24 protein-coding genes are annotated in these 25927 nt (G+C 71.0%); 14 read left to right on the top strand and 10 right to left on the bottom strand.

Features of this window, described 5'->3' with window-relative positions:
- Positions 1–84: 84 nt before the first annotated feature.
- The 9 genes from atpB (at position 85) to M1E25_RS12455 (ending at position 7811) form a co-directional block, all read left to right on the top strand.
- Positions 85–894: a F0F1 ATP synthase subunit A gene (gene atpB, locus M1E25_RS12495; protein WP_251414227.1), complete on the top strand. Its 810-nt coding sequence runs from the start codon at positions 85–87 to the stop codon at positions 892–894.
- Between the two features lie 74 nt (positions 895–968).
- A complete protein-coding gene (gene atpE, locus M1E25_RS12490; RefSeq protein ID WP_251414225.1) occupies positions 969–1205 on the top strand; it encodes an ATP synthase F0 subunit C in 237 nt (78 codons plus the stop codon).
- Between the two features lie 40 nt (positions 1206–1245).
- A complete protein-coding gene (locus tag M1E25_RS12485) occupies positions 1246–1797 on the top strand; it encodes a F0F1 ATP synthase subunit B (RefSeq protein ID WP_251414215.1) in 552 nt (183 codons plus the stop codon).
- Complete coding sequence (locus M1E25_RS12480) at positions 1794–2609, top strand: F0F1 ATP synthase subunit delta (RefSeq protein ID WP_251414213.1); 816 nt, start codon at positions 1794–1796, stop codon at positions 2607–2609. The genes M1E25_RS12485 and M1E25_RS12480 overlap by 4 nt, the downstream gene beginning before the upstream one ends.
- A gap of 131 nt (positions 2610–2740) precedes the next feature.
- The gene (gene atpA, locus M1E25_RS12475; RefSeq protein ID WP_251414211.1) at positions 2741–4312 is read left to right on the top strand and encodes a F0F1 ATP synthase subunit alpha; all 1572 of its coding nucleotides are present in this window, start codon (positions 2741–2743) and stop codon (positions 4310–4312) included.
- A gap of 2 nt (positions 4313–4314) precedes the next feature.
- Positions 4315–5232, top strand: a complete 918-nt coding sequence (locus M1E25_RS12470) for a F0F1 ATP synthase subunit gamma (RefSeq protein ID WP_251414208.1) — start codon at positions 4315–4317, stop codon at positions 5230–5232.
- Between the two features lie 4 nt (positions 5233–5236).
- Positions 5237–6691, top strand: coding sequence for a F0F1 ATP synthase subunit beta (atpD, locus tag M1E25_RS12465; protein ID WP_251414206.1), 1455 nt, complete (start codon positions 5237–5239; stop codon positions 6689–6691).
- 123 nt (positions 6692–6814) lie between these two features.
- A complete protein-coding gene (locus M1E25_RS12460; RefSeq protein ID WP_251414203.1) occupies positions 6815–7192 on the top strand; it encodes a F0F1 ATP synthase subunit epsilon in 378 nt (125 codons plus the stop codon).
- 154 nt (positions 7193–7346) lie between these two features.
- Positions 7347–7811: a DUF2550 domain-containing protein gene (locus tag M1E25_RS12455; protein WP_251414334.1), complete on the top strand. Its 465-nt coding sequence runs from the start codon at positions 7347–7349 to the stop codon at positions 7809–7811.
- Positions 7812–7927: 116 nt separating this feature from the next.
- Here M1E25_RS12455 and M1E25_RS12450 read toward each other — a convergent pair whose 3' ends face one another.
- Complete coding sequence (locus M1E25_RS12450) at positions 7928–8500, bottom strand: cob(I)yrinic acid a,c-diamide adenosyltransferase (RefSeq protein ID WP_251414200.1); 573 nt, start codon at positions 8498–8500, stop codon at positions 7928–7930.
- A 241-nt stretch (positions 8501–8741) separates the two neighbouring features.
- Between M1E25_RS12450 and M1E25_RS12445 the strand changes: the two genes are divergently transcribed.
- The 3 genes from M1E25_RS12445 to M1E25_RS12435 all read left to right on the top strand — a co-directional run bounded on the left by M1E25_RS12445 (position 8742) and on the right by M1E25_RS12435 (position 12835).
- Complete coding sequence (locus M1E25_RS12445; RefSeq protein ID WP_251414197.1) at positions 8742–9590, top strand: 3-hydroxyacyl-CoA dehydrogenase family protein; 849 nt, start codon at positions 8742–8744, stop codon at positions 9588–9590.
- 134 nt (positions 9591–9724) lie between these two features.
- Entirely contained in the window at positions 9725–10084 is a 360-nt protein-coding gene (locus tag M1E25_RS12440) for an STAS domain-containing protein (RefSeq protein ID WP_251414194.1), read from the top strand.
- 210 nt (positions 10085–10294) lie between these two features.
- Positions 10295–12835, top strand: a complete 2541-nt coding sequence (locus M1E25_RS12435) for an ATP-binding protein (protein WP_251414192.1) — start codon at positions 10295–10297, stop codon at positions 12833–12835.
- Positions 12836–12913: 78 nt separating this feature from the next.
- On the opposite strand, the gene nucS is transcribed toward M1E25_RS12435, so the two are convergent.
- On the bottom strand, positions 12914–13576 hold the full coding sequence (nucS, locus tag M1E25_RS12430) for an endonuclease NucS (RefSeq protein ID WP_251414189.1): 663 nt from the start codon (positions 13574–13576) through the stop codon (positions 12914–12916).
- 268 nt (positions 13577–13844) lie between these two features.
- Here nucS and M1E25_RS12425 point away from each other — a divergent pair, with 268 nt between their 5' ends.
- Positions 13845–14237 carry an SCO5389 family protein gene (locus M1E25_RS12425; protein WP_251414185.1) on the top strand — a complete coding sequence of 131 codons (393 nt, stop codon included), beginning with the start codon at positions 13845–13847 and terminating at the stop codon, positions 14235–14237.
- A 74-nt stretch (positions 14238–14311) separates the two neighbouring features.
- Here the strand turns inward: M1E25_RS12425 and M1E25_RS12420 are convergent, their stop codons facing one another.
- The gene (locus tag M1E25_RS12420) at positions 14312–15340 is read right to left on the bottom strand and encodes an LLM class flavin-dependent oxidoreductase (RefSeq protein ID WP_251414182.1); all 1029 of its coding nucleotides are present in this window, start codon (positions 15338–15340) and stop codon (positions 14312–14314) included.
- Positions 15341–15540: 200 nt separating this feature from the next.
- Between M1E25_RS12420 and M1E25_RS12415 the strand changes: the two genes are divergently transcribed.
- Positions 15541–15864 carry an Rv1322 family protein gene (locus M1E25_RS12415; RefSeq protein ID WP_251414179.1) on the top strand — a complete coding sequence of 108 codons (324 nt, stop codon included), beginning with the start codon at positions 15541–15543 and terminating at the stop codon, positions 15862–15864.
- Positions 15865–15901: 37 nt separating this feature from the next.
- On the opposite strand, the gene M1E25_RS12410 is transcribed toward M1E25_RS12415, so the two are convergent.
- From M1E25_RS12410 to scy, 7 genes are all read right to left on the bottom strand, one after another.
- Complete coding sequence (locus M1E25_RS12410) at positions 15902–16834, bottom strand: ABC-2 transporter permease family protein (RefSeq protein WP_251414176.1); 933 nt, start codon at positions 16832–16834, stop codon at positions 15902–15904.
- Positions 16831–17943, bottom strand: a complete 1113-nt coding sequence (locus M1E25_RS12405; RefSeq protein WP_251414174.1) for an ABC transporter ATP-binding protein — start codon at positions 17941–17943, stop codon at positions 16831–16833. Before M1E25_RS12405 ends, M1E25_RS12410 begins: the two co-directional genes overlap by 4 nt.
- A 125-nt stretch (positions 17944–18068) precedes the next feature.
- The gene (locus M1E25_RS12400; RefSeq protein ID WP_251414172.1) at positions 18069–18845 is read right to left on the bottom strand and encodes a hypothetical protein; all 777 of its coding nucleotides are present in this window, start codon (positions 18843–18845) and stop codon (positions 18069–18071) included.
- Between the two features lie 94 nt (positions 18846–18939).
- Positions 18940–19707 carry an ABC transporter permease gene (locus M1E25_RS12395; protein WP_251414170.1) on the bottom strand — a complete coding sequence of 256 codons (768 nt, stop codon included), beginning with the start codon at positions 19705–19707 and terminating at the stop codon, positions 18940–18942.
- A 4-nt stretch (positions 19708–19711) separates the two neighbouring features.
- Positions 19712–20737 (bottom strand): ATP-binding cassette domain-containing protein, encoded by a 1026-nt coding sequence (locus M1E25_RS12390; protein WP_251414168.1) that lies wholly within the window; start codon positions 20735–20737, stop codon positions 19712–19714.
- Between the two features lie 418 nt (positions 20738–21155).
- Positions 21156–22091 (bottom strand): coiled-coil domain-containing protein, encoded by a 936-nt coding sequence (locus M1E25_RS12385; RefSeq protein WP_251414166.1) that lies wholly within the window; start codon positions 22089–22091, stop codon positions 21156–21158.
- A gap of 172 nt (positions 22092–22263) precedes the next feature.
- Positions 22264–25836 (bottom strand): polarized growth protein Scy, encoded by a 3573-nt coding sequence (gene scy, locus M1E25_RS12380; RefSeq protein WP_308290420.1) that lies wholly within the window; start codon positions 25834–25836, stop codon positions 22264–22266.
- Positions 25837–25927 lie beyond the last annotated feature (91 nt).

Genomic DNA, 25927 nt, shown 5'->3' with positions numbered 1-25927 from the left:
CCAGTCCAGTGCCGACCCGCGGTATCCCTCCGCGCCGACACATCGAGGTTGCCGTACCCATGCGCCACGTTGAAGGAGCTCGCGGTGAGTGCTGACCAGATGCTCGCCTTCGAGACCGATTGCCACATCTTCGATGGGTGCGGCTTCCCGTCTCCGGGCCTCCACTCCTTTGTCTTCGACCCGATCTTCAGCGTCGGCGGTGTCGACTTCAACAAGCCGATCCTGCTCGCGCTGCTGAGCACCCTGCTGGTCGTCGGCTTCTTCTGGGCAGCCTTCAACAAGCCGAAGGTCGTCCCCGGCAAGCTGCAGATGGTCGGCGAGGCCGGCTATGACTTCGTGCGCCGCGGCATCGTCTACGAGACGCTCGGTCAGCGCGAGGGAAAGAAGTACGTGCCCTTCATGGTCTCGCTCTTCTTCCTGGTGTGGATCATGAACCTGTGGTCGATCGTCCCGTTCGCCCAGTTCCCGGTCACCTCGATCATCGCGTTCCCCGTCGCCATGGCCCTGATCGTCTACGTCACGTGGATGACCCTGACCTTCAGGAAGCACGGATTCGGCGGCGGCCTGAAGAACATCACCGGCTATGACAAGTCGCTCGGCCCGGTCCTGCCGATGGTCGTCGTCATCGAGTTCTTCTCGAACGTTCTCGTGCGCCCCTTCACGCACGCGGTCCGGCTGTTCGCCAACATGTTCGCCGGTCACCTGCTGATCGTGATGTTCACCATCGCCAGCTGGTACCTGCTCAACGGAATCGGCATCGCCTACGCCGGGGTCTCGTTCGTGATGGTGATCGTGCTGACCGCCTTCGAGCTCTTCATCCAGGCTGTCCAGGCGTACGTGTTCGTGCTCCTGGCCTGCAACTACGTCCAGGGCGCTCTCGCCGAGCACCACTGAGCACCCGCTTCCCCGACCCATAGATGTCCGGTGGCCAACCCCCACCGGTCCGCGAAAGAGAAGGAAGAAACAGCATGTCCGCTGTGGACCTCGCCGCCGGCGTCTCCGGCTCCCTCGGCTCCATCGGCTACGGCCTCGCCGCCATCGGACCGGGCATCGGCATCGGCATCATCTTCGGCAACGGCACCCAGGCCCTCGCCCGTCAGCCCGAGGCGGCCGGTCTGATCCGCGCCAACCAGATCCTTGGTTTCGCCTTCTGTGAGGCGCTCGCCCTGATCGGCATCGTCATGCCGTTCGTGTTCGGTAAGTGATCGCGGCTTACCGACACCTTTTTCGACGAAAGGCACTGATGTGATCGCCCTGGTTCAGGTGGCGGCCGAAGCGCAGAACCCGCTTCTTCCGCCGATCCCGGAGCTCGTCATCGGCCTGGTCGCCTTCTTCATCGTCTTCGCCTTCCTGGCCAAGAAGCTCCTCCCGAACATCAACAAGGTTCTGGACGAGCGCCACGAGGCAATCGAGGGTGGAATCGAGAAGGCCGAGGCCCTTCAGGCCGAGGCTCAGGACGTGCTCGAGCAGTACAAGGCTCAGCTCGCCGAGGCCCGGCACGAGGCCGCCCGCCTGCGCCAGGAGGCGCAGGAGCAGGGCGCCGCGCTCATCGCCGAGATGCGTGTGGAAGGCCAGCGGCAGCGTGAGGAGATCATCGCTGCGGGCCACGCCCAGATCGAGGCCGACCGCAAGCAGGCCGCGCAGTCGCTGCGTCAGGACGTCGGCACGCTGGCGACGACCCTGGCCGGCAAGCTCGTCGGCGAGTCCCTCGAGGACCACGCCCGGCAGAGCCGCGTCATCGACCGCTTCCTCGACGGTCTCGAGGACAGCGCGACGAAGGCCGAGGCCGTCCGATGAACGGAGCGAGCCGCGAGGCACTGGCCTCCGCGCGCGAGCGTCTCGACGCGCTGACGGACTCTTCGTCCGTCGACGTGGGACAGCTCGCCGAGGAGCTGGCCGCCGTCACGGGGCTGCTCGACCGTGAGGTGTCGCTGCGTCGGGTCCTGACCGACCCGGCGCAGTCCGGCGAGGCGAAGGCCGAACTGGCCGGGCGCCTGCTGGGCGGCCGGGTCAGCGGGACGACCGCCGACCTGGTGTCCGGCATGGTCCGTTCGCGCTGGTCCCGGTCGCGTGACCTCGTCGACTCGCTCGAGGAGCTCGCCGACACCGCCGACCTGTCCGGTGCCCAGCGGGCCGGGACGCTCGACGAGGTCGAGGACGAGCTGTTCCGTTTCGCCCGGATCGTGGCCTCGTCCCCCGACCTGCGTTCGGCGCTGACCGAGAAGCGGGCGGGCGCGGCCGCCAAGGCCGACCTGCTGCGCGGGCTCCTCGGCGGCCGGGCGAACCCGGTCACCGAGCGCCTGATCGTGCGGCTTGTCACCCAGCCCCGAGGCCGTAGCCTGGAAGGCGGGCTCAACGCCCTCTCCAAGCTGGCTGCCGCCCGCCGTGAGCGGATGGTCGCGGTGGTCACCTCGGCGGTGCCGCTCAGCGACCGGCAGAAGCAGCGTCTCGGCGACGGTCTGGCCAGGCTGTACGGGCGCCAGGTGCACCTGAACCTGGACGTGGACCCCTCGGTCCTCGGCGGGATCATGGTCCGCATCGGCGACGAGGTCATCGACGGAACCGTCGCGGACCGCCTCGAAGAGGCGACCCGCCGCATGGCCGGCTGACCAGCCACCAACTCAACAAGTAAGAAGGCGGCCCGAGTTGGGCCGTGAGTGCTGCGAAACCACCCGGGGCCGTGCCCCGGACCCCCAGCAGTACAAGACTTCGGGCCCAACAAGGAGAGCAGGGAACCCAGATGGCGGAGCTCACGATCCGGCCGGAGGAGATCCGGGACGCGCTGGAGAACTTTGTCCAGTCGTACACGCCGGACGCGGCCTCGCGCGAGGAGGTCGGTACGGTCAGCCTTGCCGGCGACGGCATCGCCAAGGTCGAGGGCCTTCCCTCGGCCATGGCGAACGAGCTGCTGAAGTTCGAGGACGGCACCCTCGGTCTCGCCCTCAACCTCGAGGAGCGCGAGATCGGTGCGGTCGTCCTCGGCGAGTTCAGCGGCATCGAGGAAGGCCAGCCGGTCACCCGCACCGGCGAGGTCCTGTCCGTCCCCGTCGGCGAGGGCTACCTGGGTCGTGTCGTCGACCCGCTGGGTGCCCCGATCGACGGCCTCGGCGAGATCGAGACGGAAGGCCGGCGCGCCCTCGAGCTGCAGGCCCCCGGCGTCATGGCGCGCAAGTCGGTCCACGAGCCGATGGAGACGGGCCTCAAGGCCGTCGACGCGATGACCCCGATCGGCCGCGGCCAGCGTCAGCTGATCATCGGCGACCGCCAGACGGGCAAGACCGCCCTGGCGATCGACACGATCATCAACCAGCGCGACAACTGGCGCTCCGGCGACCCCGACAAGCAGGTCCGCTGCATCTACGTCGCGGTCGGCCAGAAGGGCTCCACCATCGCGTCCGTGCGCGGCGCCCTGGAGGAGGCCGGCGCCCTGGAGTACACGACGATCGTCGCGGCTCCGGCGTCCGACCCGGCCGGCTTCAAGTACCTCGCCCCGTACACCGGTTCTGCCATCGGTCAGCACTGGATGTACCAGGGCAAGCACGTCCTGATCGTCTTCGACGACCTGTCGAAGCAGGCCGACGCCTACCGCGCCGTGTCGCTGCTGCTGCGCCGCCCGCCGGGCCGTGAGGCCTACCCGGGTGACGTCTTCTACCTGCACTCCCGTCTGCTGGAGCGCTGCGCCAAGCTCTCCGACGACATGGGCAAGGGCTCGATGACCGGTCTGCCGATCGTCGAGACCAAGGCGAACGACGTGTCGGCGTTCATTCCGACCAACGTCATCTCCATCACCGACGGCCAGTGCTTCCTGGAGTCCGACCTGTTCAACGCGGGCCAGCGTCCCGCGCTGAACGTCGGTATCTCGGTTTCCCGCGTCGGTGGCTCCGCCCAGCACAAGGCCATGAAGCAGGTCTCCGGCCGGCTCCGTGTGGACCTCGCCCAGTTCCGTGAGCTCGAGGCGTTCGCCGCCTTCGGTTCCGACCTGGACGCGGCTTCCAAGTCGGCTCTGGAGCGCGGCAAGCGCATGGTCGAGCTGCTGAAGCAGGGCCAGTACGCCCCGTACTCCACGGAGAACCAGGTCGTCTCCATCTGGGCCGGCACCACCGGCAGGATGGACGAGGTGCCGGTCGAGGACATCCGCCGCTTCGAGCGGGAGCTCCTGGACTACCTGGCCCGCGAGCACAAGAGCCTGATGACCGGTATCCGCGAGGGCGGCAAGATGTCGGACGACACGCTGCAGGCGCTGGGCGACGCGATCGCGAGCTTCAAGAAGCAGTTCGAGACCGCGGACGGCAAGCTGCTGGGTGAGGGCTGAGCATGGGCGCCCAGATTCGGGTATACAAGCGCCGCATCAAATCCGTCACCGCCACCAAGAAGATCACCAAGGCGATGGAGATGATCGCCGCCTCGCGCATCGTCAAGGCGCAGCGCCAGGTGGCGGCATCGACGCCGTACTCGAGTGAGCTCACCCGCGCGGTGAAGGCAGTGGCGACCGGCTCCACCACCACGCATCCGCTCACCACCGAGGCGGAGAACCCGGTCCGCTCCGCGGTCCTGCTCGTCACGAGCGACCGCGGTCTGGCCGGCGGCTACTCCTCCAACGCCATCAAGGCCGCCGAGGCGCTCACCGAGCGTCTCCGGGCCGAGGGCAAGGAGGTCGTCCCGTACATCGTCGGCCGCAAGGGTCTGGCCTACTACAGCTTCCGTGAGCGCAAGGTCACGGAGTCGTGGACCGGCTTCACCGACAAGCCGACGTACGCGGACGCCAAGCGGATCGCCGCTCCGCTCATCGAGGCCGTCCTCACCGACACGGCCGAGGGCGGGGTCGACGAGCTGCACATCGTCTTCACGGAGTTCGTGTCGATGATGACGCAGACGCCGATCGACGACCGGCTGCTGCCGCTCAGCCTCGCCGGCTCGAAGGAGCAGGAGGACGGTGCCACCACCGAACTCCTGCCGCTGTACGACTTCGAGCCGTCGGCGGAGGACGTTCTCGACGCGCTGCTGCCGCGGTACGTGGAGAGCCGGATCTACAACGCGCTGCTGCAGGCGGCGGCCTCGGAGCACGCCGCGCGGCGTCGTGCGATGAAGTCGGCGACCGACAACGCGGAAGAGCTCATCAAGTCGCTCACGCGGCTTGCCAACGCGGCCCGCCAGGCCGACATCACCCAGGAAATCAGCGAGATCGTCGGTGGCTCCAGTGCCCTGGCCGACGCGACCGCGGGGAGTGACTGAACCTATGACCACCACTGTTGAGCCGACCGCCGCGGCGGGCGTGGCCACCGGCCGCGTCGCGCGGGTCATCGGCCCGGTCGTCGACGTGGAGTTCCCCGTCGACGCGATGCCGGAGATCTACAACGCCCTGACCGTCGAGGTCGCCGACCCGGCCGAGGAGGGCAAGCGCAAGACGCTGACCCTCGAGGTCGCGCAGCACCTCGGTGACGGCCTGGTCCGGGCCATCTCCATGCAGCCCACCGACGGCCTGGTCCGCCAGGCCCCGGTCACCGACACCGGCGACGGCATCACCGTCCCGGTCGGCGACTTCACCAAGGGCAAGGTGTTCAACACCCTCGGCGAGGTGCTGAACGTCCCCGAGGAGAACGCCAACGTCGGCGAGCGCTGGGCGATCCACCGCAAGGCCCCGGCCTTCGACCAGCTCGAGTCCAAGACCGAGATGTTCGAGACCGGCCTGAAGGTCGTCGACCTGCTGACCCCGTACGTCAAGGGCGGCAAGATCGGTCTGTTCGGCGGCGCCGGCGTCGGCAAGACCGTCCTCATCCAGGAAATGATCATGCGTGTGGCGAAGCTGCACGAGGGTGTTTCCGTGTTCGCCGGTGTCGGCGAGCGCACCCGTGAGGGCAACGACCTGATCCAGGAGATGGACGAGTCCGGCGTGCTGGACAAGACCGCGCTGGTCTTCGGTCAGATGGACGAGCCCCCGGGCACCCGTCTGCGCGTCGCCCTGGCCGGTCTGACCATGGCGGAGTACTTCCGCGATGTGCAGAAGCAGGACGTGCTGTTCTTCATCGACAACATCTTCCGCTTCACCCAGGCCGGTTCCGAGGTCTCCACGCTGCTCGGCCGCATGCCGTCCGCCGTGGGTTACCAGCCGAACCTCGCGGACGAGATGGGCCTCCTGCAGGAGCGCATCACCTCGACGCGTGGTCACTCGATCACCTCGATGCAGGCGATCTACGTCCCCGCGGACGACCTGACCGACCCGGCCCCGGCGACCACCTTCGCGCACCTCGACGCGACGACGGTGCTCTCCCGGCCGATCTCGGAGAAGGGCATCTACCCGGCGGTGGACCCGCTGGACTCGACGTCCCGGATCCTGGACCCGCGGTACATCTCGCAGGACCACTACGACTGTGCCTCCCGCGTCAAGGGGATCCTGCAGAAGTACAAGGACCTGCAGGACATCATCGCGATCCTCGGTATCGACGAGCTGGGCGAGGAGGACAAGCTGGTCGTCCACCGTGCCCGTCGCGTCGAGCGCTTCCTGTCGCAGAACACCCACGCGGCGAAGCAGTTCACCGGTCTGGACGGATCGGACGTTCCGCTGGACGAGTCGATCGCGGCCTTCAACGCGATCTGCGACGGCGAGTACGACCACTTCCCGGAGCAGGCCTTCTTCATGTGCGGTGGTCTCGACGACCTGAAGAAGAGCGCCAAGGAGCTCGGCGTCTCCTGAGCCCCGTGCTCGACGGTGTCAGGGGCGGGCCCGCCCCGCCCCTGACCCGTACGCCCGTTATTCTTTTCGTCCCAGTCCTTTTCTGGACACCTGCCACGGCAGGTGGAGACCCGAGGAGCCACGTTGGCTGCTGAGCTGCACGTCGAGCTGGTCGCCGCGGACCGCAGTGTCTGGTCCGGCGAGGCCACCCTGGTCGTCGCGCGCACCACATCGGGTGACATCGGCGTCATGCCCGGCCACCAGCCGTTGCTCGGTGTGCTGGAGTCCGGCCCGGTCACCATCCGTACGAGTGAGGGCGGCACCGTTCTCGTTGCGGTGCACGGCGGTTTCATCTCCTTCGCCGACAACAAGCTGTCGCTGCTGGCAGAGATCGCGGAGCTGGCGGACGAGATCGACGTCGCCCGCGCCGAGCGCGCCCTCGAGCGGGCGAAGGCGGAGACCGACGCGGGTGCCGAACGGCGCGCCGAGGTCCGTCTGGTCGCTGCGGCCGGCGGGCGCTGAACGCCTGATCGCCGAGCATGACGTGTCTCAGCCGCGGACCGGACTGGATTCCTCCAGGGCGGTCCGCGGCTGAGCCGGTACAAGAGGTCATACTGGTCCGGTACTCCCCCAGCCACCGCTGGGAGGTACCCCCATGGCGAGGAGGTCGGTGCAGATGGTCCTCGCACTGCTCGTGAGCGGCGTGGTCATCGGTCTCGCACTGGTGGGGCTGTTCGTCTTCGGGCTGCGCAGGAGACTGATCCAGCGCTCCGGAGGCACATTCGACTGCAGCCTGCGCTGGAACGCCCCGGAGGCCGGCTCCGCGGAGGCCGGGACCGATCCCAGCGGCAAAGGCTGGATCTACGGAGTCGCGCGCTACAGCGCGGACCGGATCGAGTGGTTCCGCGTCTTCTCCTACGCTCCCCGGCCCCGCAGGGTGCTGGAGCGCTCCGCCATCGAAGTGCTCTCCCGCCGTGCGCCCCAGGGGGAGGAGGAGCTGGCCCTGCTCTCCGACTCGGTCGTCCTGAGCTGTCTGCACCAGAACACCCGGCTCGAGTTCGCGATGAGTGACGACGCCCTCACCGGATTCCTCGCCTGGCTCGAAGCCGCCCCTCCCGGCCAGCGCGTCAACGTCGCCTGACCGGCGCGGTCCCGTGATCGGCGGGGGACCTGCGCCGCCGATCCCCCCGTGGCACCTCGGCCGCCCGTTCCGGGAAGCGCCGGCGCGGCCCCGGATGCTCCGCACGCGACTCGGCGTCAGCGTTCGCCGCCGGGGACCCAGAGCACGTCGCCGACCTCCTTGTTGGCGGTCCGGGCCAGGATGAACAGCAGGTCGGACAACCGGTTCAGATATGTTGCGGTGAGCGCGTTCATCCGCTCGCCGTGCACCTCCAGCGCTGCCCAGGTGGAGCGTTCCGCACGGCGGACGACCGTGCACGCCTGATGGAGCAGGGCCGCGCCCGGCGTGCCGCCGGGGAGGATGAAGCTGCGCAGCTTCTCGAGCTGTTCCAGGAACCGGTCGCAGTCCGCCTCGAGTTTGTCGACGTACATCTGCTCGACGCGCAGCGGCGGGTACTCGGGGTTCTCGACGACCGGGGTCGCGAGATCCGCCCCGACGTCGAACAGGTCGTTCTGGACGCGCACGAGGACCTTCACGACCTCCTCGGGCAGTGAGCCGAGTGCGACCGCAGTACCGATGACCGCGTTCGCCTCGTTGGCGTCCGCGTACGCGGCGATCCGCAGATCGGTCTTCGGTGTGCGGCTCATGTCGCCGAGAGCAGTCGTGCCGTCGTCCCCGGTGCGGGTGTAGATGCGGGTGAGATTGACCATGGTTCGAGCCTATGCCGTGCGGAGGAGGGAGTCGCCCCCGGCACCGGCGGCGGGGCGGGGGCCGGTCGGAACGAGCGGCACCCGGCGCCCTCCGGAACCCCGGACAGGGCCGAATCGGCGGTGTGTTGTGTGATGTCCGTCATCTGAGACGTGACGCGCATCTCTTCCCCGGCGCAACGGGCCGCAACGGCGCTATCGTCCGCCAAGAGCCGTAATCGGACAGGGTGTAAGGGGATTAGCAGTGGCCAGGAAGCTCGCCGTCATCGGAGCCGGACTCATGGGATCCGGTATCGCACAGGTCTCGGCCCAGGCAGGCTGGGACGTCGTCCTGCGCGATGTCACCGACGCCGCGCTCACCCGCGGCACCGACGGGATCAAGGCCTCCTACGACAAGTTCGTCTCCAAGGGCAAGCTCGCCGCGGAGGACGCGGAGGCCGCGCTGAAGCGGATCCGCGCGACGACCGACCTGGACGCGGTCGCGGACGCCGACATCGTGGTCGAAGCGGTCTTCGAGCGGATCGACGTCAAGCAGGAGATCTTCCGTTCGCTCGACGCGCTGGTGAAGGACGGGGCGGTGCTGGCCTCGAACACGTCGGCCATCCCGATCACGAAGATCGCGGCGGTGACCGGACGGCCCGACCGGGTCGTCGGAACCCACTTCTTCTCGCCGGTCCCGATGATGCAGCTCTGCGAACTCGTCCGGGGCTACAAGACGAGCGACGAAACCCTCGCCGCCGCACGGGAGTTCGCCGAGAGCGTCGGCAAGACGTGCATCGTCGTCAACCGTGACGTGGCGGGCTTCGTCACCACCCGGCTGATCGCGGCGCTGGTCGTCGAGGCGGCCAAGCTCCAGGAATCCGGCGTCGCCAGCGCCGAGGACATCGACACCGCGTGCAAGCTCGGCTTCGGTCACGCCATGGGCCCGCTCGCCACCGCAGACCTCACCGGCGTGGACATCCTGTTGCACGCCACCGAGAACATCTACACGGAGTCCCAGGACGAGAAGTTCGCCCCGCCGGAGGGCATGCGCCGGATGGTTGACGCTGGTGACATCGGCCGTAAGAGCGGGCAGGGCTTCTACAGGTACTGATCTTCCGTCACTCCCGGGCTCACCCGCCGGAGTGAATTGCGTATCGGTTCGCTCACAGACGGAAACCTTGCCGTCCGAGAGGCAGTCAGTTCGGTAGACGTTGGTAAGGCAACGCACCACCTTCGGGAGCACATATGCACATCAAGGGCGACCACGCCGAGCTGGTCGTCGGGGGCCGCCTCGACGTCCGCAGCGCTGCGGACGCCCGTGCCGTTCTGCACCACGCGGTCGACTCCGGCCGGGGCGATCTCGTGCTCGACCTGACGAACCTGGATTCCTGGGACGCCACCGGACTCGGCGTCATCATGGGTGCGCACCGGCGCGCGGGACGGGTCAACCGGCGACTCGTCCTGCGCGGTGTGCCACCCCAGTTGCAAAGGCTCCTGGTGGCCACCCGCCTGCACCGGATTCTCTCCATCGAGGGCGGTCTGACCGTCGACAACGGTGCTGCCGTCAGCAGCGGAATGGCCACGGAACGGCTGCCGCGCGTCTGAACCGGTCACCGCGTCACGATCTCCCTGAACGCAGGACGTTCGCAGAACTCGTGATGATCCGGACGGAGAAGGCCCCGCCTGTTCTGCCGGGCGCGATAACCGTCTAGGGTTCGGATCCCTGCCGCCCACCCGTGCCCCCGCGCAAAACGGAATCCGGGCAGCGGGCCGCAGACGGCACGCGACGCATCTGGGAGCTGGACCATGGACCCGATGAACCGGGCACCGGAGGAGTACGCACGGGATGGTCAGGACTCCGGAGCCCGGAGAGGCTTCGGGGGCAGCGAACGCCGGAATCTGTCGTCCGGAGACCCCATCGCCGCTTCCGCGCAGAGTGCCCCGGCGCCGGCCCGTGACCGGCTGGTGCGGATCCTCGCCGGGGACCACGTGCTGACGCTCAACCCCGTCGACGGCAGCGAAGTGGAACCCTGCCCGCCCGGCTCCCGGCCCGGAACACCGGTGCGCAGCAGCCCGGATGTCCGCGAGCGCCGGAATGCCGAGACGCGGCCGCCGTCGCCGGTCGGCCGCACCGTGCCCCACATCCCGCTGCTCGGCCGGGAAGAGGAACGGATGAGCCTCCACCGGCTGCTGTCCCAGGGCCGATCCGTGCGGGTCACCGGGCCGGCCGGCTCCGGGCGCAGCAGCCTGCTGGAAGCCGTCGCGGGGGACTGCGCGGATCTCGCCCCCGATGGTGTGGTCCGGGTCTCCGGCCGGCACCGGGCCGCCCTCGACCTGCTCCACGAACTCTTCGCACTGTTCCACGACGCGGCGGACCAACGTCCCGGGCGTGAGCGGCTGCTGGAGACCGTCCGCGGCATCGGTGCCGTCATCGTCGTCGACGACCTCGAGTTCGGCGGCAGCGCCCTCGACGAACTCCTCGACGCCGTACCCGACTGCGCGCTGCTGATATCCGCCACCCCGGACGTCCCCGCCCCCTCCGCGAACGCCCGGGTCGAGGAACTCTTCCTCACCGGCCTCAGCCGCTCGGACAGCCTTGACGTGCTCGCAAGGGCAGCCCAGCGTCCGCTGGACGGCGACGAGGCAGCCTGGGCCGCGGACCTGTGGTTCGAGTCCGAGGGCCTGCCGCTGCGCTTCCTCCAGGCCGCCGCGATCCTGCGCAACCGCGATGCGGCGCTGCCCGGCCGCAACACCTCCGAGAGCGACGAGGAGTTCTTCGCCGCCTTCGAGCCCCTCGCCGCCCTGACCCCCCTGCCCCCGCTCGCCGAGGCCGCCGCCCCGGTGGGGCTGCTCGCCGGACGGCTGAGCGAACCCGCCCGCAGCGCCCTGCGCTTCGCAGTGGCCCTGGGCGGCGAGTGCCCGGACCAGACGCATCTGCCCGCCCTGACCGGTGACGCCTACGCGGATGCGGCCCTCGGCGAACTGCTCGACTGCGGCCTGGTCACGGCGGCCGGACCCCAGTACCGGCTGGCCGCCGGTGTGCTCGCCCAACTCGAGGCGTCCGGCCACGGAACGGGCGCGGTGGAGCGGGCCCGCGCCACCGCGGACCACTACGCCCGATGGGCCGAGGACGGTTCCGTGACGCCCGGCCGCGTCGCGGCCGAGGCGAGCGTGGTCCTCGCGGCCCTCGGTGCGCTCGTGGCCGGGCGCGACCCGGTGCACGCGGCTGCCGCGGTCCGGCTCGCGCGCAGCACGGCGCCGATGTTCGCCGCCGCGCTGCAGTGGAGCGCCTGGGAGCGGGTGCTGCGGCAGGGGCAGGAGGCGGCCCGGATCTCCGGCGACGTTCCCGAAGAGGCTTATTTTCACCACGAGTTCGGCGTCCTCGCGCTGTGCAGCGGCAGCGTGGACCGGGCCCGCGCGGAGCTGGAGGCGTCCATCGCGCTGCGCGGAGCGCTCGCCGACAAGCACGGAGCGGTTGCGGGGCGTCGTGCGCTCGCGCTGGTGGAGGACCACACGCAGGGCTTCGACCACGTGACCGGGACATCGACGCCGCCCGCGGGCACCCGGGTCGGCACAGCCGCGCTCGGGCAGCCCGCCGGGGAGCGGACCGAGGCCCTGCCGACCGCCGCGGAACGTGCTGCGGCAAACCGGGCAGCAGCCATCGAGTCGCTGCGCGCGGCCCGCCGCGAGGGACCGGACTCGATCGCCGGCGGCCTTTCGGCGGCCCGCGCCGCGGACGAGTCCTCCGGACTCCGCCTGTTCGACACCCCGGCGAAGGGCGAAGCCGTCGGAGTCCCCGACGAACGGATGCCCGAACCCCTCGGGCAGCGCCCGGGGGTCCACCGCAAGCACGAGGGCCGGCACCGCAACGCCGTCGCGATCGGCGCCGGAGCACTCCTCACCGCAGTGCTCGGGACCGTCGTGGCGCTCGGCTCCTCCTCCGGCCGGGACGACGGCCGGGGCGGCCGGACGCACAACGAGCAGCCCGATGCGGGCGGCGACGCGGGTGGCGGCGACCTCTTCACCGACGACCCGTGGGCGGGTTCCGGTGACCGCGACGGGAGCGGAGGGGCAGTCGGGTCCGAGAGGCGGGAGGGAGCCGGCGCCGGCGCCCGGTCGGTGTCGGACCGTTCCCCGTCGAGCGACGACCCGGGCGGGCGTGAGCGCAAGGCGTCCCCGCGTCCGGGTACGCCCAGCGATGACCCTGGCACGCCCACCGACCGGCCCACCCAGAAGCCCAGCCACCCCAGCGACTCGCCGGAGCCCAGCGAGTCGTCGCCTTCGGAATCCGAGGACCCGGTACCCACGCCGACCTCCAGCCCCTCGGAGATCGTCGAGATACCGCTGGGGGAGTGACGCCCTGCCCGCGGCCGGATCAGCGGCCGCGGGAGCGAAGGGCGGTGTGCGCGGCGGAAACCCGGGAGGATCCGGCCGTCAGAACAGCCGCAGCTTGTCGTCCTCGATGCCGCGGAGCGCGTCGTAGTCGAGAACGGCGCAGCCGATGCCCCGGTCGGTCGCCAGAACACGTGCCTGGGGCTTGATCTCCTGAGCCGCGAAGATTCCCTTGACCGGGGCGAGATGGGGATCCCGGTTCAGCAGCTCCAGGTAGCGGGTCAGCTGCTCCACGCCGTCGATCTCGCCGCGCCGTTTGATCTCGACGGCGACCGTCGTGCCGTCCGCGTCGCGGCACAGGATGTCCACGGGGCCGATGGCGGTGGGGTATTCACGCCGAATCAGCGAGTAGCCCTCGCCGAGGGTCTCGATCCGGTCGGCGAGCAACTCCTGCAGGTGCGCCTCCACACCGTCCTTGATCAGGCCCGGATCCACGCCGAGTTCGTGCGAGGAGTCGTGGAGGATCTCCTCCATCGTGATGATGAGCTTTTCCCCGGCCTTGTTCACCACCGTCCACACCTGGTCGTCCCCCTCCTTCAGGGCGCACGGCGGGGACATCCAGTTGAGGGGTTTGTAGGCCCGGTCGTCCGCGTGGACGGACACGCTGCCGTCCGCCTTGACCAGGATGAGACGAGGGGCGGATGGGAGGTGGGCGGTGAGCCGGCCTGCGTAGTCCACGGAGCAGCGGGCAATGACGAGACGCATGGTCGGCCACGCTACTCGACCGCCGTCGCTCCACGCGATTCGCCCCGGATGAGCCCGTTCGGTAGTGGCTGGTTGTGTGTGCATTCTCCTGGTGCGACCGCGATGCCAGGAATACCGTTGCAGCGCGGAGCGGTTGTGCGCGTACGGTGCGTGACGACGGCTTCTTTTCCCTTCCCTGCCCGTGGTCGCACGATCCGGAGTCCGCGAGGTCCGCGGCCCGGACCGTGGGGCTTCAGACCCCTTGCCGGGGTCGCGAGAGGAGAACCCCATGTCGCTCGACGTCTCACCGGCCCTGCTCGAGAGGGCCGAGCGAGGCGAGGTCGATGAAGCGGAATTCATCGACTGCGTCCGGAACTCACTGCCCTATGCGTGGCAGCTGATCAGCTCTCTGGTGGCCCGGCTCGAGGTGGACGGCGGAGAGTTCGCCGACAACCAGGTTCCGCCGCCGGACGAGCAGGCACGTGGCCAGCTGCTCCGTGCCCTGGCGAGTGACGCGATACGTGGTGCACTGCAGCGTCACTTCGGGGTGCGGCTCGCGTTCCAGAACTGCCACCGCGTGGCCGCGTTCCCGCTGGATGCCTCGGCCGACGAGCGGCTGGCCCGCTTCACGTCGGTGCGCGGCCAACTGCTCAACCAGTCGCCCACACTGAGGGACTGCTGAAGTCCGGGCCGCTGCTGCTCCCCGGGAGTTGTTCCGGAAGGGGGTGCGGCAGCGGCCCGGCGACCGGCCCCGGATCAGGACAGCAGGGGGAGCACGTCCGAGCCCAGTCGCCGCACGTTCTCGACGGTGGCTGCGAGATCCCCGCTGCCCTCGGTGAGCAGCGCGAAGCGGCGGATTCCGGTCCGTTCGGCGGTTGCGGTGAGCCGGTCGGCACAGAGTTGCGGCGGTCCCACGGCGTGCAGTTCGCAGAGGAAGTCGGTGTAGTCGTGCGGATCGCGCATGCGCCGCTGCCGGCCGTCGACGGTGATGTGGGCGTTGAGTCCCGTGCGCAGCCAGCCCGGCATCGCCTTGGTCAGGCTCTCAACGGCGTCCTCGCGCCGGTCGGCGATCTGGACGACGCCCGCCGACACGTGTTCCGCGTCCGCGATCTCCTCGGGTGACCGCCCCGCCTCCCGGGCATGACGGCGCCACAGGGCGACCATTCCGGCCTTTTCCTCATCCGTACTGTGCATGCCGAGAAGCATCGGCAGGCCGCGTCCGGCGGCCAGCCGTACGGTCGCCGGCGAGGTGCAGGCGACGACCACGGGAGGGCCCTGCGGCGCTTCGGCGGACTCGGAGGGACGCGGGACCACCGCCACCTCGCGGAAGGCGAACCGCTCGCCGGCCGCGCCGACATGTCGCTCCCGCAGCCACCGCATCAGCAGATCGAGTGATTCCGGGAAGCCCCGCTCGTACGCCGCCAGCCCCGAGCCGAACACCTCCAGGTCCACCCAGGGGCCCCCGCGGCCGACCCCCAGGGTGAACCGCCCGCCGGAGGTGAGATGCAGCAGTGCCGCCTGTTCGCCGAGTGCCACGGGGTGCGCGGTCGGCAGCACGCTGACCGCCGTGCCCACCCCGATCCGCCGGGTGCGGCCCAGCAGCAGGGCGGCCAGGGTCACCGCGGACGGGCAGACGCCGTACGGCACGAAGTGGTGCTCGGCCAGCCAGAGCGCGTCCAGGCCGGCTGCCTCCGCCGTCTCGGCGGCCCGCTCGACCCGGTGCAACGCCTCGCCCGGCCCCTGGCCCGGGAACTGGGCGGCGAGTAGAAATGCTCCAACACGCACCGCTTGTGCCTCCTTGCGGCCGATGCGAAGTCCCCCTCCATGGCAACAACGCCTGACACGTGCCGAAGGCACGGCCTGCCACAGAGTTTGGCCGATTATCCGGGGAACGGACAGGGATCGGGCGTCACGGCTGTCCGGGCGTCCCGCGTAGGCTGGAACGGCTCCCGTTCCCGCCCCCGGACCGACTTGGCGAGGTTCCCGTGTCCCCGCGCCGCAACCGGCCACCCGGCCATCGCACCAGCCACCCCGTCCGTGCGGAGGGCGGCGACCGCTACGGCTTGGAACGCACCGAGACCTGGCAGGGCGAGGAGTGGGTGGTGCGGCAGATAGGGGGTGGCGCGGCGGCGAAGCACTACCGCTGCCCCGGATGCGACCAGGAGATTCCGCCGGGCGTCCCGCACGTCGTCGCCTGGGCGCGGCACCTGCCGGTGGAGGATCGCCGGCACTGGCACCGGGCCTGCTGGAACGCGAAGGACCGCCGCACCGCGCGGGTGCAGCGGTCCCGTAACGCGCCGCGCTACTGATTGCCCGGGGCAGGGCTCGGCCGGCGGGCCCCGTAGGTCATACGTCGCGCTTGGCGATCAGGGCGTACGCGCCGCCCAGCACCACCGCCGTGACGGCCGCGAGGATGCCCAGCATGTCCCAGCCGTTTCCGCTGCCGTCGCTCATCGGGATGCGGTAGAAGGACGCGAGCGCGTTGAGCGCCGAGTACTCGATGAGCTTCTCCTGCACCGGCTTCAGACTTGCGGACTGCATGAACAGCGCCAGCAGCAGCGGCATCAGGACGACACCCAGCATCGTGGTGACAGCCCCGGCCGAGTGCCGCAGCAGTGCTCCGACGGCCAGCGCCAGCAGGCCCAGCAGCGCCACGTACAGCGCGGGGCCGACCGTGGCGCCCAGCCACTCGCCGGTGGTGGCGATCAGCCGGCCGTCCTTCACCGAGTCCTCGAACCGCCCGGCGGCCTCGCCGCGCAGGAACGGAGGAACCTTCTGGTCGCCGAGTACCCACCAGTTGACGAGCGCCGTGACCGTGCACGCGACGGCGGTCGCGACGAAGGAGAGCAGGAAGAAGACGACGGCCTTGGCCGTGAGCACCCGCGAACGGCGCGGGCAGGCGGTGAAGGTGGCCCGGATCATTCCCGTGCCGTACTCGGAGCTGATCACCAGCACGCCCAGCGTGAGGACGCACACCTGGCCGAGCATGATTCCGAAGAGGCCGGGGGCCAGCAGCGGCATACCGACCCAGGCGCTGTCGTTCAGCCCCCAGGCAGTGAGCAGACCGATGCCGACGACCACGATCAGCATCACGCCCAGCGTCCACAGGGTGGAGCGGACACTGCGGATCTTCGTCCACTCGGAGCGCAGCGCGTCCCCGAAACCGGCCGGGCGGACGGGGACGGGTGCGAGGCCGCCGGGGTTGTCGTGCGTGGGGCCGTCGGCGGGTGCGGGTGCCGGGGCGGACGCCTCGGTCTGCTGCGGACGGGGGGTGCTCATCGCTGCTCGTCCTCACTGTCGCGGTGGTCGCGTGCGGTCGGGCCGGGTGCGCCTGCCGCGGCCGGCGGGTGCGCCTGCCCCGGTTGCTGAGCTCCGGCCCGATGGGCATCGGGCCGGAGCCCGGTTGCAGCCCGGCCGGCCGTCGGCGGCTCCCCGGTGACGTGGGGGACGTGCAGACCCGCCCTCGGGTCGGTCGTCGCGCGGTAGTCCACCGCCCCCTGCGTCATCCCCATGTACGCCTCCTCGAGCGACGCGTGGTGGGGGGAGAGCTCCCACAGCCGGACCTGCGCAGCGTGTGCGACGTCGCTGATCCGGGGGAGCGGGAGCCCGGTCACGCGGAAGGCGCCGTCGGGCTCGGAGTGCACCTCACCACCCGCCGCAGTGAGCGCGGCGGTCAGCTTCTCCCGCTCGCCGTCGTTCCCGTCCGGGGTCCGCACCCGTGCGAAGGACGCGGAGTTGCGCGCGATGAACTCCTGCACGCTCATGTCGGCGAGCAACTGCCCCCGCCCGATCACGATCAGATGGTCGGCGGTCAGCGCCATCTCGCTCATCAGATGACTGGAGACGAACACGGTCCGCCCCTCGGCGGCGAGCTGCTTCATGAGGTTGCGCACCCAGAGGATGCCCTCCGGGTCGAGGCCGTTGACCGGTTCGTCGAAGAGCAGCACCTGCGGGTCGCCGAGCAGGGCTGCGGCGATGCCGAGCCGTTGCCCCATGCCGAGCGAGAAGGACTTCGAGCGCTTTCCCGCCACGCCCTGCAGGCCGACGACGCCCAGGACCTCGTCCACCCGGCCGGCGGGAATCCCGGAGAGCTGGGCCAGGCACAGCAGGTGGTTGCGCGCGCTCCGGCCGCCGTGGACGGCCTTGGCGTCCAGCAACGCACCGACCTGGCGCGGGGCATTGGCCAGTTGGCGGAAGTGCAGGCCGCCGATGGTGACATGTCCGTGGGTCGGCTCGTCCAGACCCAGGATCATGCGCATCGTCGTCGACTTGCCCGAGCCGTTGGGCCCCAGGAATCCGGTGACGATGCCGGGCCGTACCCGGAACGACAGGTTGTGCACGGCCGTCTTGGCGCCGTAGCGCTTCGTCAGACCGACTGCCTCGATCATGGAAGGTCCCTTGCCGGACGGGTCGGGGCAGAGCCCCCGGTGAGGCTTAGGAGGCTACCGGCGGGTCGACGGTTCCCCGGCAGGCGGGGGTACGGGGCCCGGGCCGGGGCACCGGGGCGTGCTCGTCAGCCGTACTCCGCGAAGTCGTTCCGGGCGGGCACCCGGCCCTCCTCGCGCAGCAACCGGGTGCCCTGCTCGCGCACCGACCGGTCGGCGCCCGCCTTCGCCACCCACGCGTCCGGGCCGGGGCCGAGGAGTTCCCGCAGTCGCGCGGAGGCGCCGAGCAGCATGCTCAGCAGATCCGCCTGAGGCCCCCCGCCCGGGACGGGCCGGCCGCCGGCGTCCGCCAGCACCCCGTGCACGCTGACGTAGAGGTGGGCCGCTGCCAGCCGCTCCCCGGACGGCAGGATCATGGCGAACCGCTCGCCGGGCAGGAGCGCGCGCCGGTAGTTGGGGAACTCGCTGACGTCCACGGTGCGGAGCTGGTCGTCGTCCAGCCACGAGACGACGAACGTGGCCTCGGCGCAGGCGTCCGCGTACGGTGCGGCCGCCACGTAGCCCCCGCGGCTGATGTGCCCGGAGCAACCGAGAGCCACCCCGCTCACCCGCACCGGAACCATGGGAACCGCCCAGGGTCTCCCGGCTGCGGCGAGTTTGCGCCGCAGCCGGTCCGGCGAGGCGTTGGCCCCCACCCCGATCACCGGCCGGCGGTGTTCCGTGGTCGCCTGGCCCAGCCGGGAGAGCACGCGGTCCAGCTCCCGGCGGGGCCGGACGGCCCGCGGGCCCCTGCCGAGGACCCGCCAGGCGCGCAACGGTGCCGGCGTGGCGAGAAGTTCCAGCAGCGTCCGGTCCGTGAGCAGTGCCGGCTCCGTGAGCGCACGGCCCGGGTACGCCAGCGGCACCGGCCCGGACACCCCAGCGGGGTCGGGGAGTTCAGCACGGCGCCGGCGCACGGGTACCGTCACCCGCCGCCCGGGTGAGGAGCACGGGGCGGCTTCACGCGTCCCGCCTCCGGAGTGTCAGGAAGCCGCCGAGGAGTGCCGCCGCGACCCACGCGGCCATGATGGCCAGCCCGCCCCACGGCCCGTACGGTGCGTCGTCGGGCAGCTGCACCACCTGCATGATCTTGGTGCCGGCCTGGTCGGGCAGGTACTGGCCTACCTCCTTCGTCGCGGGCACGTTCCCGAGCACGTTGGAGATCAGGAAGAAGAACGGCATCAGGATGCCCAGCGCGAGGACAGGGCTGCGCAGCATCGCGGCGACGCCCATCGAGAACACCGCGATCAGCGTCATGTACAGGCCGCCCCCGACGACCGCGCGCAGCACCCCCGGATCGCTGATCGACGCGCGGTACGGGCCGAGCAGCGCCTGGCCCAGGAAGAAGGTCACGAAGCTGGTGGCCAGACCGATGACGAAGGCGAGCAGTGCGGCCGCAGTGATCTTGGAGGCCAGGAAGAGGCCGCGCTGCGGCACCGCGGCGAGCGATGCGCGGATCATGCCGGTGCTGTACTCGTTGGAAACGACCAGCACCCCGAAGACGATCATGGCGAGCTGTCCGAGGCCCATCCCGGCGAAACTGATGTACGTCGCGTCGAACCGCAGCTGCTCCGATGCGGACAGCTCGTCGAACCGGTTGCGCGAGAGCACACTGATCAGCCCGCCGAGCGCCGACGTCACCACGGCCGCCAGGCCCAGCGTCCACACCGTCGACCGCACCGACCGGATCTTCGTCCACTCCGACTGGAGGACCTGTGCCGCTGCCATCCGCTCAGACTCCCTCGGTGTCGTTACCGCGCCGGCGCCGCCAGTCCTCGCCCCATGCCGGCGGCCGACGGCCAGTGGCCGGGTCGGGCGCGAACACCTCCGGCCCGGGGGGCGGTTCCGCACCGGCATCGTGCGCGTGGTACTCCACCGAACCGGCCGTGAGCTGCATGAACGCCTCCTCCAGCGATGCCTGCCGTCCGGTGAGCTCGTGCAGGACGATCCGGTGCTCTGCGGCCAGTTCGCCCAGCTTCGCCGGATCGCCGGCGTCCACCCGGAAGGAACCGTCGGCGGTCACCACCGCGGTGACACCGGCGTCGCGCAGCACCTCCCGCAGCCGCTCGTGGTCCGGCGAGCGCAGCTGGACGAAGGAACGGGAGTTCCCGGCGATGAACGCGGCCATCGAGGTGTCAGCCAGCAACCTGCCCTGTCCGATGACGATCAGGTGCTCGGCGGTCAGCGCCATCTCGCTCATCAGATGGCTGGAGACGAAGACGGTACGGCCCTCGGCCGCCAGTTTCTGCATCAGATGCCGGATCCAGTGGATGCCCTCGGGATCCAGGCCGTTGACCGGTTCGTCGAACAGCAGGATCCGCGGATCCCCGAGCAGTGCGCTCGCGATGCCCAGCCGCTGGCCCATGCCGAGCGAGAAACCCTTGGCGCGCTTGGCCGCCACCGCGCCGAGACCGACCGTCTCCAGGACTTCCGCCACTCGTTGCCGCGGCAGGCCGTTGCTCTGGGCGAGACAGAGCAGATGGTTGTACGCGCTGCGCCCGCCGTGCCACGACCGGGCGTCGAGCAGGGCACCGACGGACTTCAGCGGATCCCGCAGTTCGGCGTACGGCCGCCCGTCGATGCGGACGTCACCGCTCGTCGGTCGGTCCAGACCGAGCATCATGCGCATGGTCGTCGACTTCCCGGCACCGTTGGGCCCCAGAAAACCCGTGACGACTCCCGGACGCACGACGAAGGTGAGCCGATCGACAGCAAGGGTGTCGCCGAACCGCTTCGTCAGCTCCTCGAGCTCGATCATGCGGCAACGCTAAGCGCGCCGCCATGGCCCCGCCACCCGGCGAGGACCGGGTCCCGTCTCCCGAACAGCGCCGGCCGCCGCTGGGGCGGGACTTCCGGCGTCCGGCGCGGGCAGCTGCAGGGCGGAGAGCCGTCCTCCGGGTTTTCCCCGTGCCGCAGGCAGGGGGAGGGCTGCTCGGACGTTCGACAACGCCGTCGGGTGGGCGCCTCCCGGCCGAAGGCAGGGGGGACCGCGTGCCGGAGGGCGGGGATCGCGTGCCGGGCGGGCGGAGCCGGGCCGGAGTCGGGAGACAACGCCTGAGCACCGGTGCCGGGTGTCCCGCGCCGCCCCAGGCGGCGCGGGACACCCGTTCAGGCACACACCTTCACCGGATGCCCGTTCCGAACGGATCCCGGGACGTGGCCCGGGGTCGGCCGGGTCAGCGCGTCTGCTGCGCCGGAACGCTGCGGGTGGCCGACTCGTCGTCCGGCGACCCTGCGGCGGCGACCGCGGCGCCGGTCAGCGTCGCCAACATCTCGCGGACGTTGGTCAGCTGGGCGTTGATGCTGTCGCGGCGGTTGGTGAGGGCGGCCAGCTCGCGCTCGGATTCGCTGCGGATCCGGTCGGCCTTGGCGTTGGCGTCGGCCACGATGTCCTCGGCCTGGCGCTGCGCCGTCTCCACCGTCTGCCGGGCCCGGCGCTCCGCATCGGTGCGCAGCTTCTCCGCCTCGAGGCGCAACTGCTCGGCGCGGTGCTCGATCTCCGCGAGGCGCTTCTCGGCCTTCGCCTGACGCGAGGCCAGGTCCCGCTCGGACTGCTCACGGCGCTTGGCGAGGTTCGTCTCGAAGTCTGCGGCTGCCTGCGCGGCCTTGGCGCGGGTCTCCTCGAAGAGGGAGTCCGCCTCCTCGCGCTTGGACTGGGCGTCCTTCTGGGCGTCGGCGCGCAGGACGGCGGCCTCGCCCTTGGCCTTCTCGATGATGCGGACGCCCTCGTCCTCGGCCTTCTGCTTGCGGTCGGTGGCGTAGGACTCGGCGTCGTTGCGCACCTGCTGGGCGGAGGACTCGGCGAGTTCGCGGTGCTGCTCGGCGGCCCGGCGGGCCTCCTCGCGCAGATCCTTCGCCTCTTCCTCGGCGAGGCGGAGGATCTTCTCGACCCGCGCGCCGAGACCCGCGTACGACGGTTCGGCGTCGTTGACCTGGGCCGTGGCGTTCTGCGTTTCGAGGTGGAGCTCCTCGATGCGCTTCTCCAGCGAGGTGATGCGGGAGAGCGCGCTGTCACGGTCGGCGACGAGCTTCGTGATGCGGTCGTCCACCTGCCCGCGGTCGTATCCACGCCGAACGAGCTCGAAGCCGAAGGGGGAGGAAGTGTCGCTCATGGGGTTCCTGTCGGTGAGACCGGTGAGGTGATGGGGGGAATCCTAGGGGCGGGGACGGCGTGTCATCGAGTCAATGCCCTTTTGATCTGGAGAATGACCCCCCTTTTGGGTGGTCATCGGTCCGTATCCCTCGCTTTCAGGCGGCCGAATCAGGGCATCGGGCGCGCATTGACTACCCATCCGACTGGTTACCACCCGAACGAGTCGATCCCGCTGATGCCTTGACGCCGTTGTCCTTGCCCCCGGCACCGGGCACCTCGAACGACTCCAGCGCCTCCAGAACGTCCTGGACCCGGGAGATCTCGGCGTTGATGTCCTCGCGGCGGCGCACGAGAACCTCCAGCTCACGCTTGCCCTCCTCGATGGTGCGCTCCGCCTCCCTGGCGGCGTCGTCCCGCAGCTTCTCGGCCTCCTTGACCGCCTCGGCCCGCGTCTGATCGGCCTCGCGGAGCACCGCCGCCCGCTTCTGCTCCGTCTCCTTGAGGAGGCCCTCGGCCTTCTTCACCGCGGCGATCCGCACCCTGCCGGCCTCGCTGTTGGCCTCGGAGACGAGCTCCTTTGCCTTCTCCTCGGCCTCCGCCAGCTGCTCGTTCGCGGCTTTGACCAGCTTGTCCACCCGCTCGCCCGCGGACTTGAGCGCCTCCGACGTCTCCCGGCGGGCCCGCTCGTGCAGTTCCTCGACCTCGGCCTCGATCCGGGCCCGCAGCCCCTCGGCGCGCTCCCGGATGGCGGTGGCGTCGCGACGGGCCTCGGTCAGCAGGGTGTCGGCGTCCGTGCGGGACCGCTCGACCCGGGCGTTGCTGTCGTTCGTGGCCTCCGTGATGATCCGCTCCGCCTCCTTGCGGGCGGCTCCGACCATCGCGTCCGCCTGCTCCTCGGCAGCGGTGGCCGCCTGGAGTGCCTCCTCCTGCGCCTGGGCGATGAGCTGGTCCGCCTGCTCGGCCGCGTCGTTGCGGCGCTTCGCGGCGTCCTCCCGCGCCCGGTCGCGAATCTCGTCCGCCGCCGCCAGGGTGCGCTCCGCCTCCTCCGCGGCCTCCCGCCGGCCGGATTCGGCCTCGGCGACGATCCGGTCCGCCTCCTGGGTGGCCTCCGCGATCAGCCGGTCGGCCTGCTCGGCCGCCTCGCTGCGACGCCGGTTGGCATCCTCGCGGGCCTCCGCGCGCAGCCGGTCCGCCTCCTCGATCGCCTCGGAGACCGTGCGTTCGGCCAGTGCCCGTGCCGCCTCGGTCTCGTTCTGGGCCTCGCTGCGCAGCCGGGTCGCGTCCTCGGACGCCCGCTCGCGCTCCTCGTATGCGTCCCGGCGGACCCGGTCGGCCTCCTCCTGAGCCTCCTCGCGGGTACGCGCCGCGGCGTGCTCCGCCGCCGACCGCAGCCCGGAGATCTCCGCCTCGGCCTGCTCGTGAAGCCCGGTCACCGAGTCCCGCACCTGCTGGGCCGTCTGCTCGGCGGCGCCGACCAGTTCGCCCGACCGCCGCTCCGCCTCCTCGACCAGACGCTGTGCCTCGGTCTGGGCCTCCTCCACCCGCTTGCGGGCGGAGGCAAGCAGCTCGTCGCTCTGCTCGCGGGCGCTGGTGCGCTCCTGGTGCGCCTCCTCGCGGGCGGAACCGAGCAGTTCCTCGGCCTCGCGCCGACGACGGGCGGCCTCCTCCTGGGCCGCCTCCAGGGCTTCCGAGGCCTCCGCGCCGATGCGCTCGGCACCGGTCTTGGCCTCCTCCCGCATCCGGTCGGCCGATTCCTTGGCCGCGGTGCGCAGCTGTTCGGCCTCGGTGGCCGCGTCGCTGCGCAGCCGCACGGCGACTGCCTCGCCCTCGGCCCGGGAGGCGGAGGCGTCCGAGGCCGCCTCGTCGCGCAGCCGGTCCGCCTCCTCCTCGGCCTGGTGGAGCTGGGTCCGGATCCGCTCGGCGGCCTCGGCCCGCAGCCGCTCCGCCTCCTCGGAGGCCTCGCGCCGCAGTTGCTCGGCCTCGGACCGTGCCTCGGTCAGGGACTCCTCGGCCGTCGTGAGCTTCTTCTCGGCCTCGTCGTGCAGCCGCTCGAGCTCGTCCGCGGCCTCCTCGCGTCGGTCGCGCGCGGCCTTCTCGGCCTCCTCGCGCAGCTGCTTGGCCTCCTCGACCGCCTCGTCGGCTGTGCGCTGCGCCTGGGTGAAGGCGTCGTTGCGCAGTTCCTCGGCCTCGGTCCGAGCGCGCTCCAGTGCCTCCTCGGCCTGCCGGCGCAGCGAGGTCGCCCGCTCGATGGCCTCGGTGCGGACCCGCTCGCTCTCGCTGGTCGCCCCGGAGCGCAGCTCGTCCGCGTCGGCCTTCGCCTTGGACAGCAGCGTCTCGGCCTTCTTGGCGGCCTCCTCGATCTGCTGCACCGCTTCCCGGCGGGCCTCGCCGCGGATGCGCTCGCCCTCCGCGACGGCCTCCGAGCGCAGTTGCTCCGCCTCGCCGCGCAGCCGCCGGGCCTCCTCCTGGAGTTCGACGGTCCTGGCCCGGTACTCCTTGGTGTCGTCCTTGGCCGCGCCCTTGACCTGCTCGGCCGCATCGGCGGCCTCAGAGCTCAGCCGGTCGGCCTCCGCCTGCGCCTCGCGCCGGATGCGCTCGGCCTCCTCGGCCGCCGCCCGGGTCGTGGCCTTGGCGTCCTCCGCGGCCTTGGTGAGCACCTCTTCGGCGTTGCGGGCCGCTTCGGCGAGCTGCGCCGCGGAGTCCTCGGCCGCCTTGGTGCGCGCGGTCTCCTGGGCCTCGGCGAGCACGCGCTCCGCCTGGGCCTTGGCGTCGTTGCGCAGTTCCTCGGCCTCGGCCTTGAGGGATTCGGCCTCCTTGGTGGCCTCGCCGACGAGCCGGGCGATCTCGGCCTTGGCGGTGCGCATCCGCTGCTCGTTGGCGGATTCGGCCGCCGAGATCTGCTTGCTCGCCTTCGCCGCGGCCTCTTCCCGCAGCCGGTCGGCCTCCGCCTGCGCCTCGCGCAGCGCCTCCTCCGCCTCGCGCATGCGCTGTTCGGCGCCCCGCGTGGTCTCGGCGGCGAGGCGGCGTGCGTGTTCCGACTCGTGCGCGGCGGACGTCCGCAGCTGTTCGGCGTGGTCGGTGGCCTCCTGGGCCTGGTTGGAGGCGGCGTTGAGGAGCCGTTCGGCGTCCGTGCGGGCCCGCCGCAGCAGGGCGTCGGCCTCGGCGCGGGCGGCAGCGGCCTCGGATCCGAGGCGCTCCCGGGTCTGTTCGGTCAGCCGGTGGGCCTCGGCCCGCGCGGCGGCCAGGGCCTGCTCGGCCTCCGCCCGGGTCTCCTCCATCAGGCGGCGGGCCTGGGAGTCGGCGCGGGCGCGCAGTTGCTCGGCCCAGGCGACGTTCTCGTTGACGTGCGACTCGACGGTCTGTCGGCGCTCGGCCAGCTCCTCGTCCAGGCGCCGGCGGCGGGCCACTGCCTCGGCGTGCAGCTCCGCCTCGAGCCGGGCCTGGCGTTCCGCCTGGTCCTGGAGGAGCCGCTGGGTCTGGGCACGGGCCTCGCGGAGTTCGCGCTCGGCGTCCGCGCGCAGCTGGTCGGCCTGGATCTGCGCGTTGCGCAGCAGTTGTTCGGCCTGGTGACTGATGTTGTCGTAAGCAGGCCGCGTCGCGAGGTTGCGGCGCGCCTCGTGCAACTTGGCGCGCAGAACCTCGACCTGGTATCCGAGGTCGTCGGCGTGCTGGACGGCCTTCTCCCGCTCGGTCTTCAGCCGCTCCATCTCGGCTTCGAACTTCGAGAGGTGGTCGTCAGCCTCGTAGCGGTCGTAGCCCCGCACTGCGCGGTCCCATCCGTCCCCTGGTTGCGTCGACACCGGCGCGGCTCCTGCCCGTCCAGGCGCCGGCCCGGTCTCCGATCAGCACTGCCCT

Origin of the sequence: Streptomyces meridianus, assembly GCF_023703325.1 — a bacterium.
In the GTDB taxonomy this organism is placed as follows: domain Bacteria; phylum Actinomycetota; class Actinomycetes; order Streptomycetales; family Streptomycetaceae; genus Streptomyces; species Streptomyces meridianus.
This window is presented reverse-complemented; position numbering and strand designations above follow the sequence as displayed.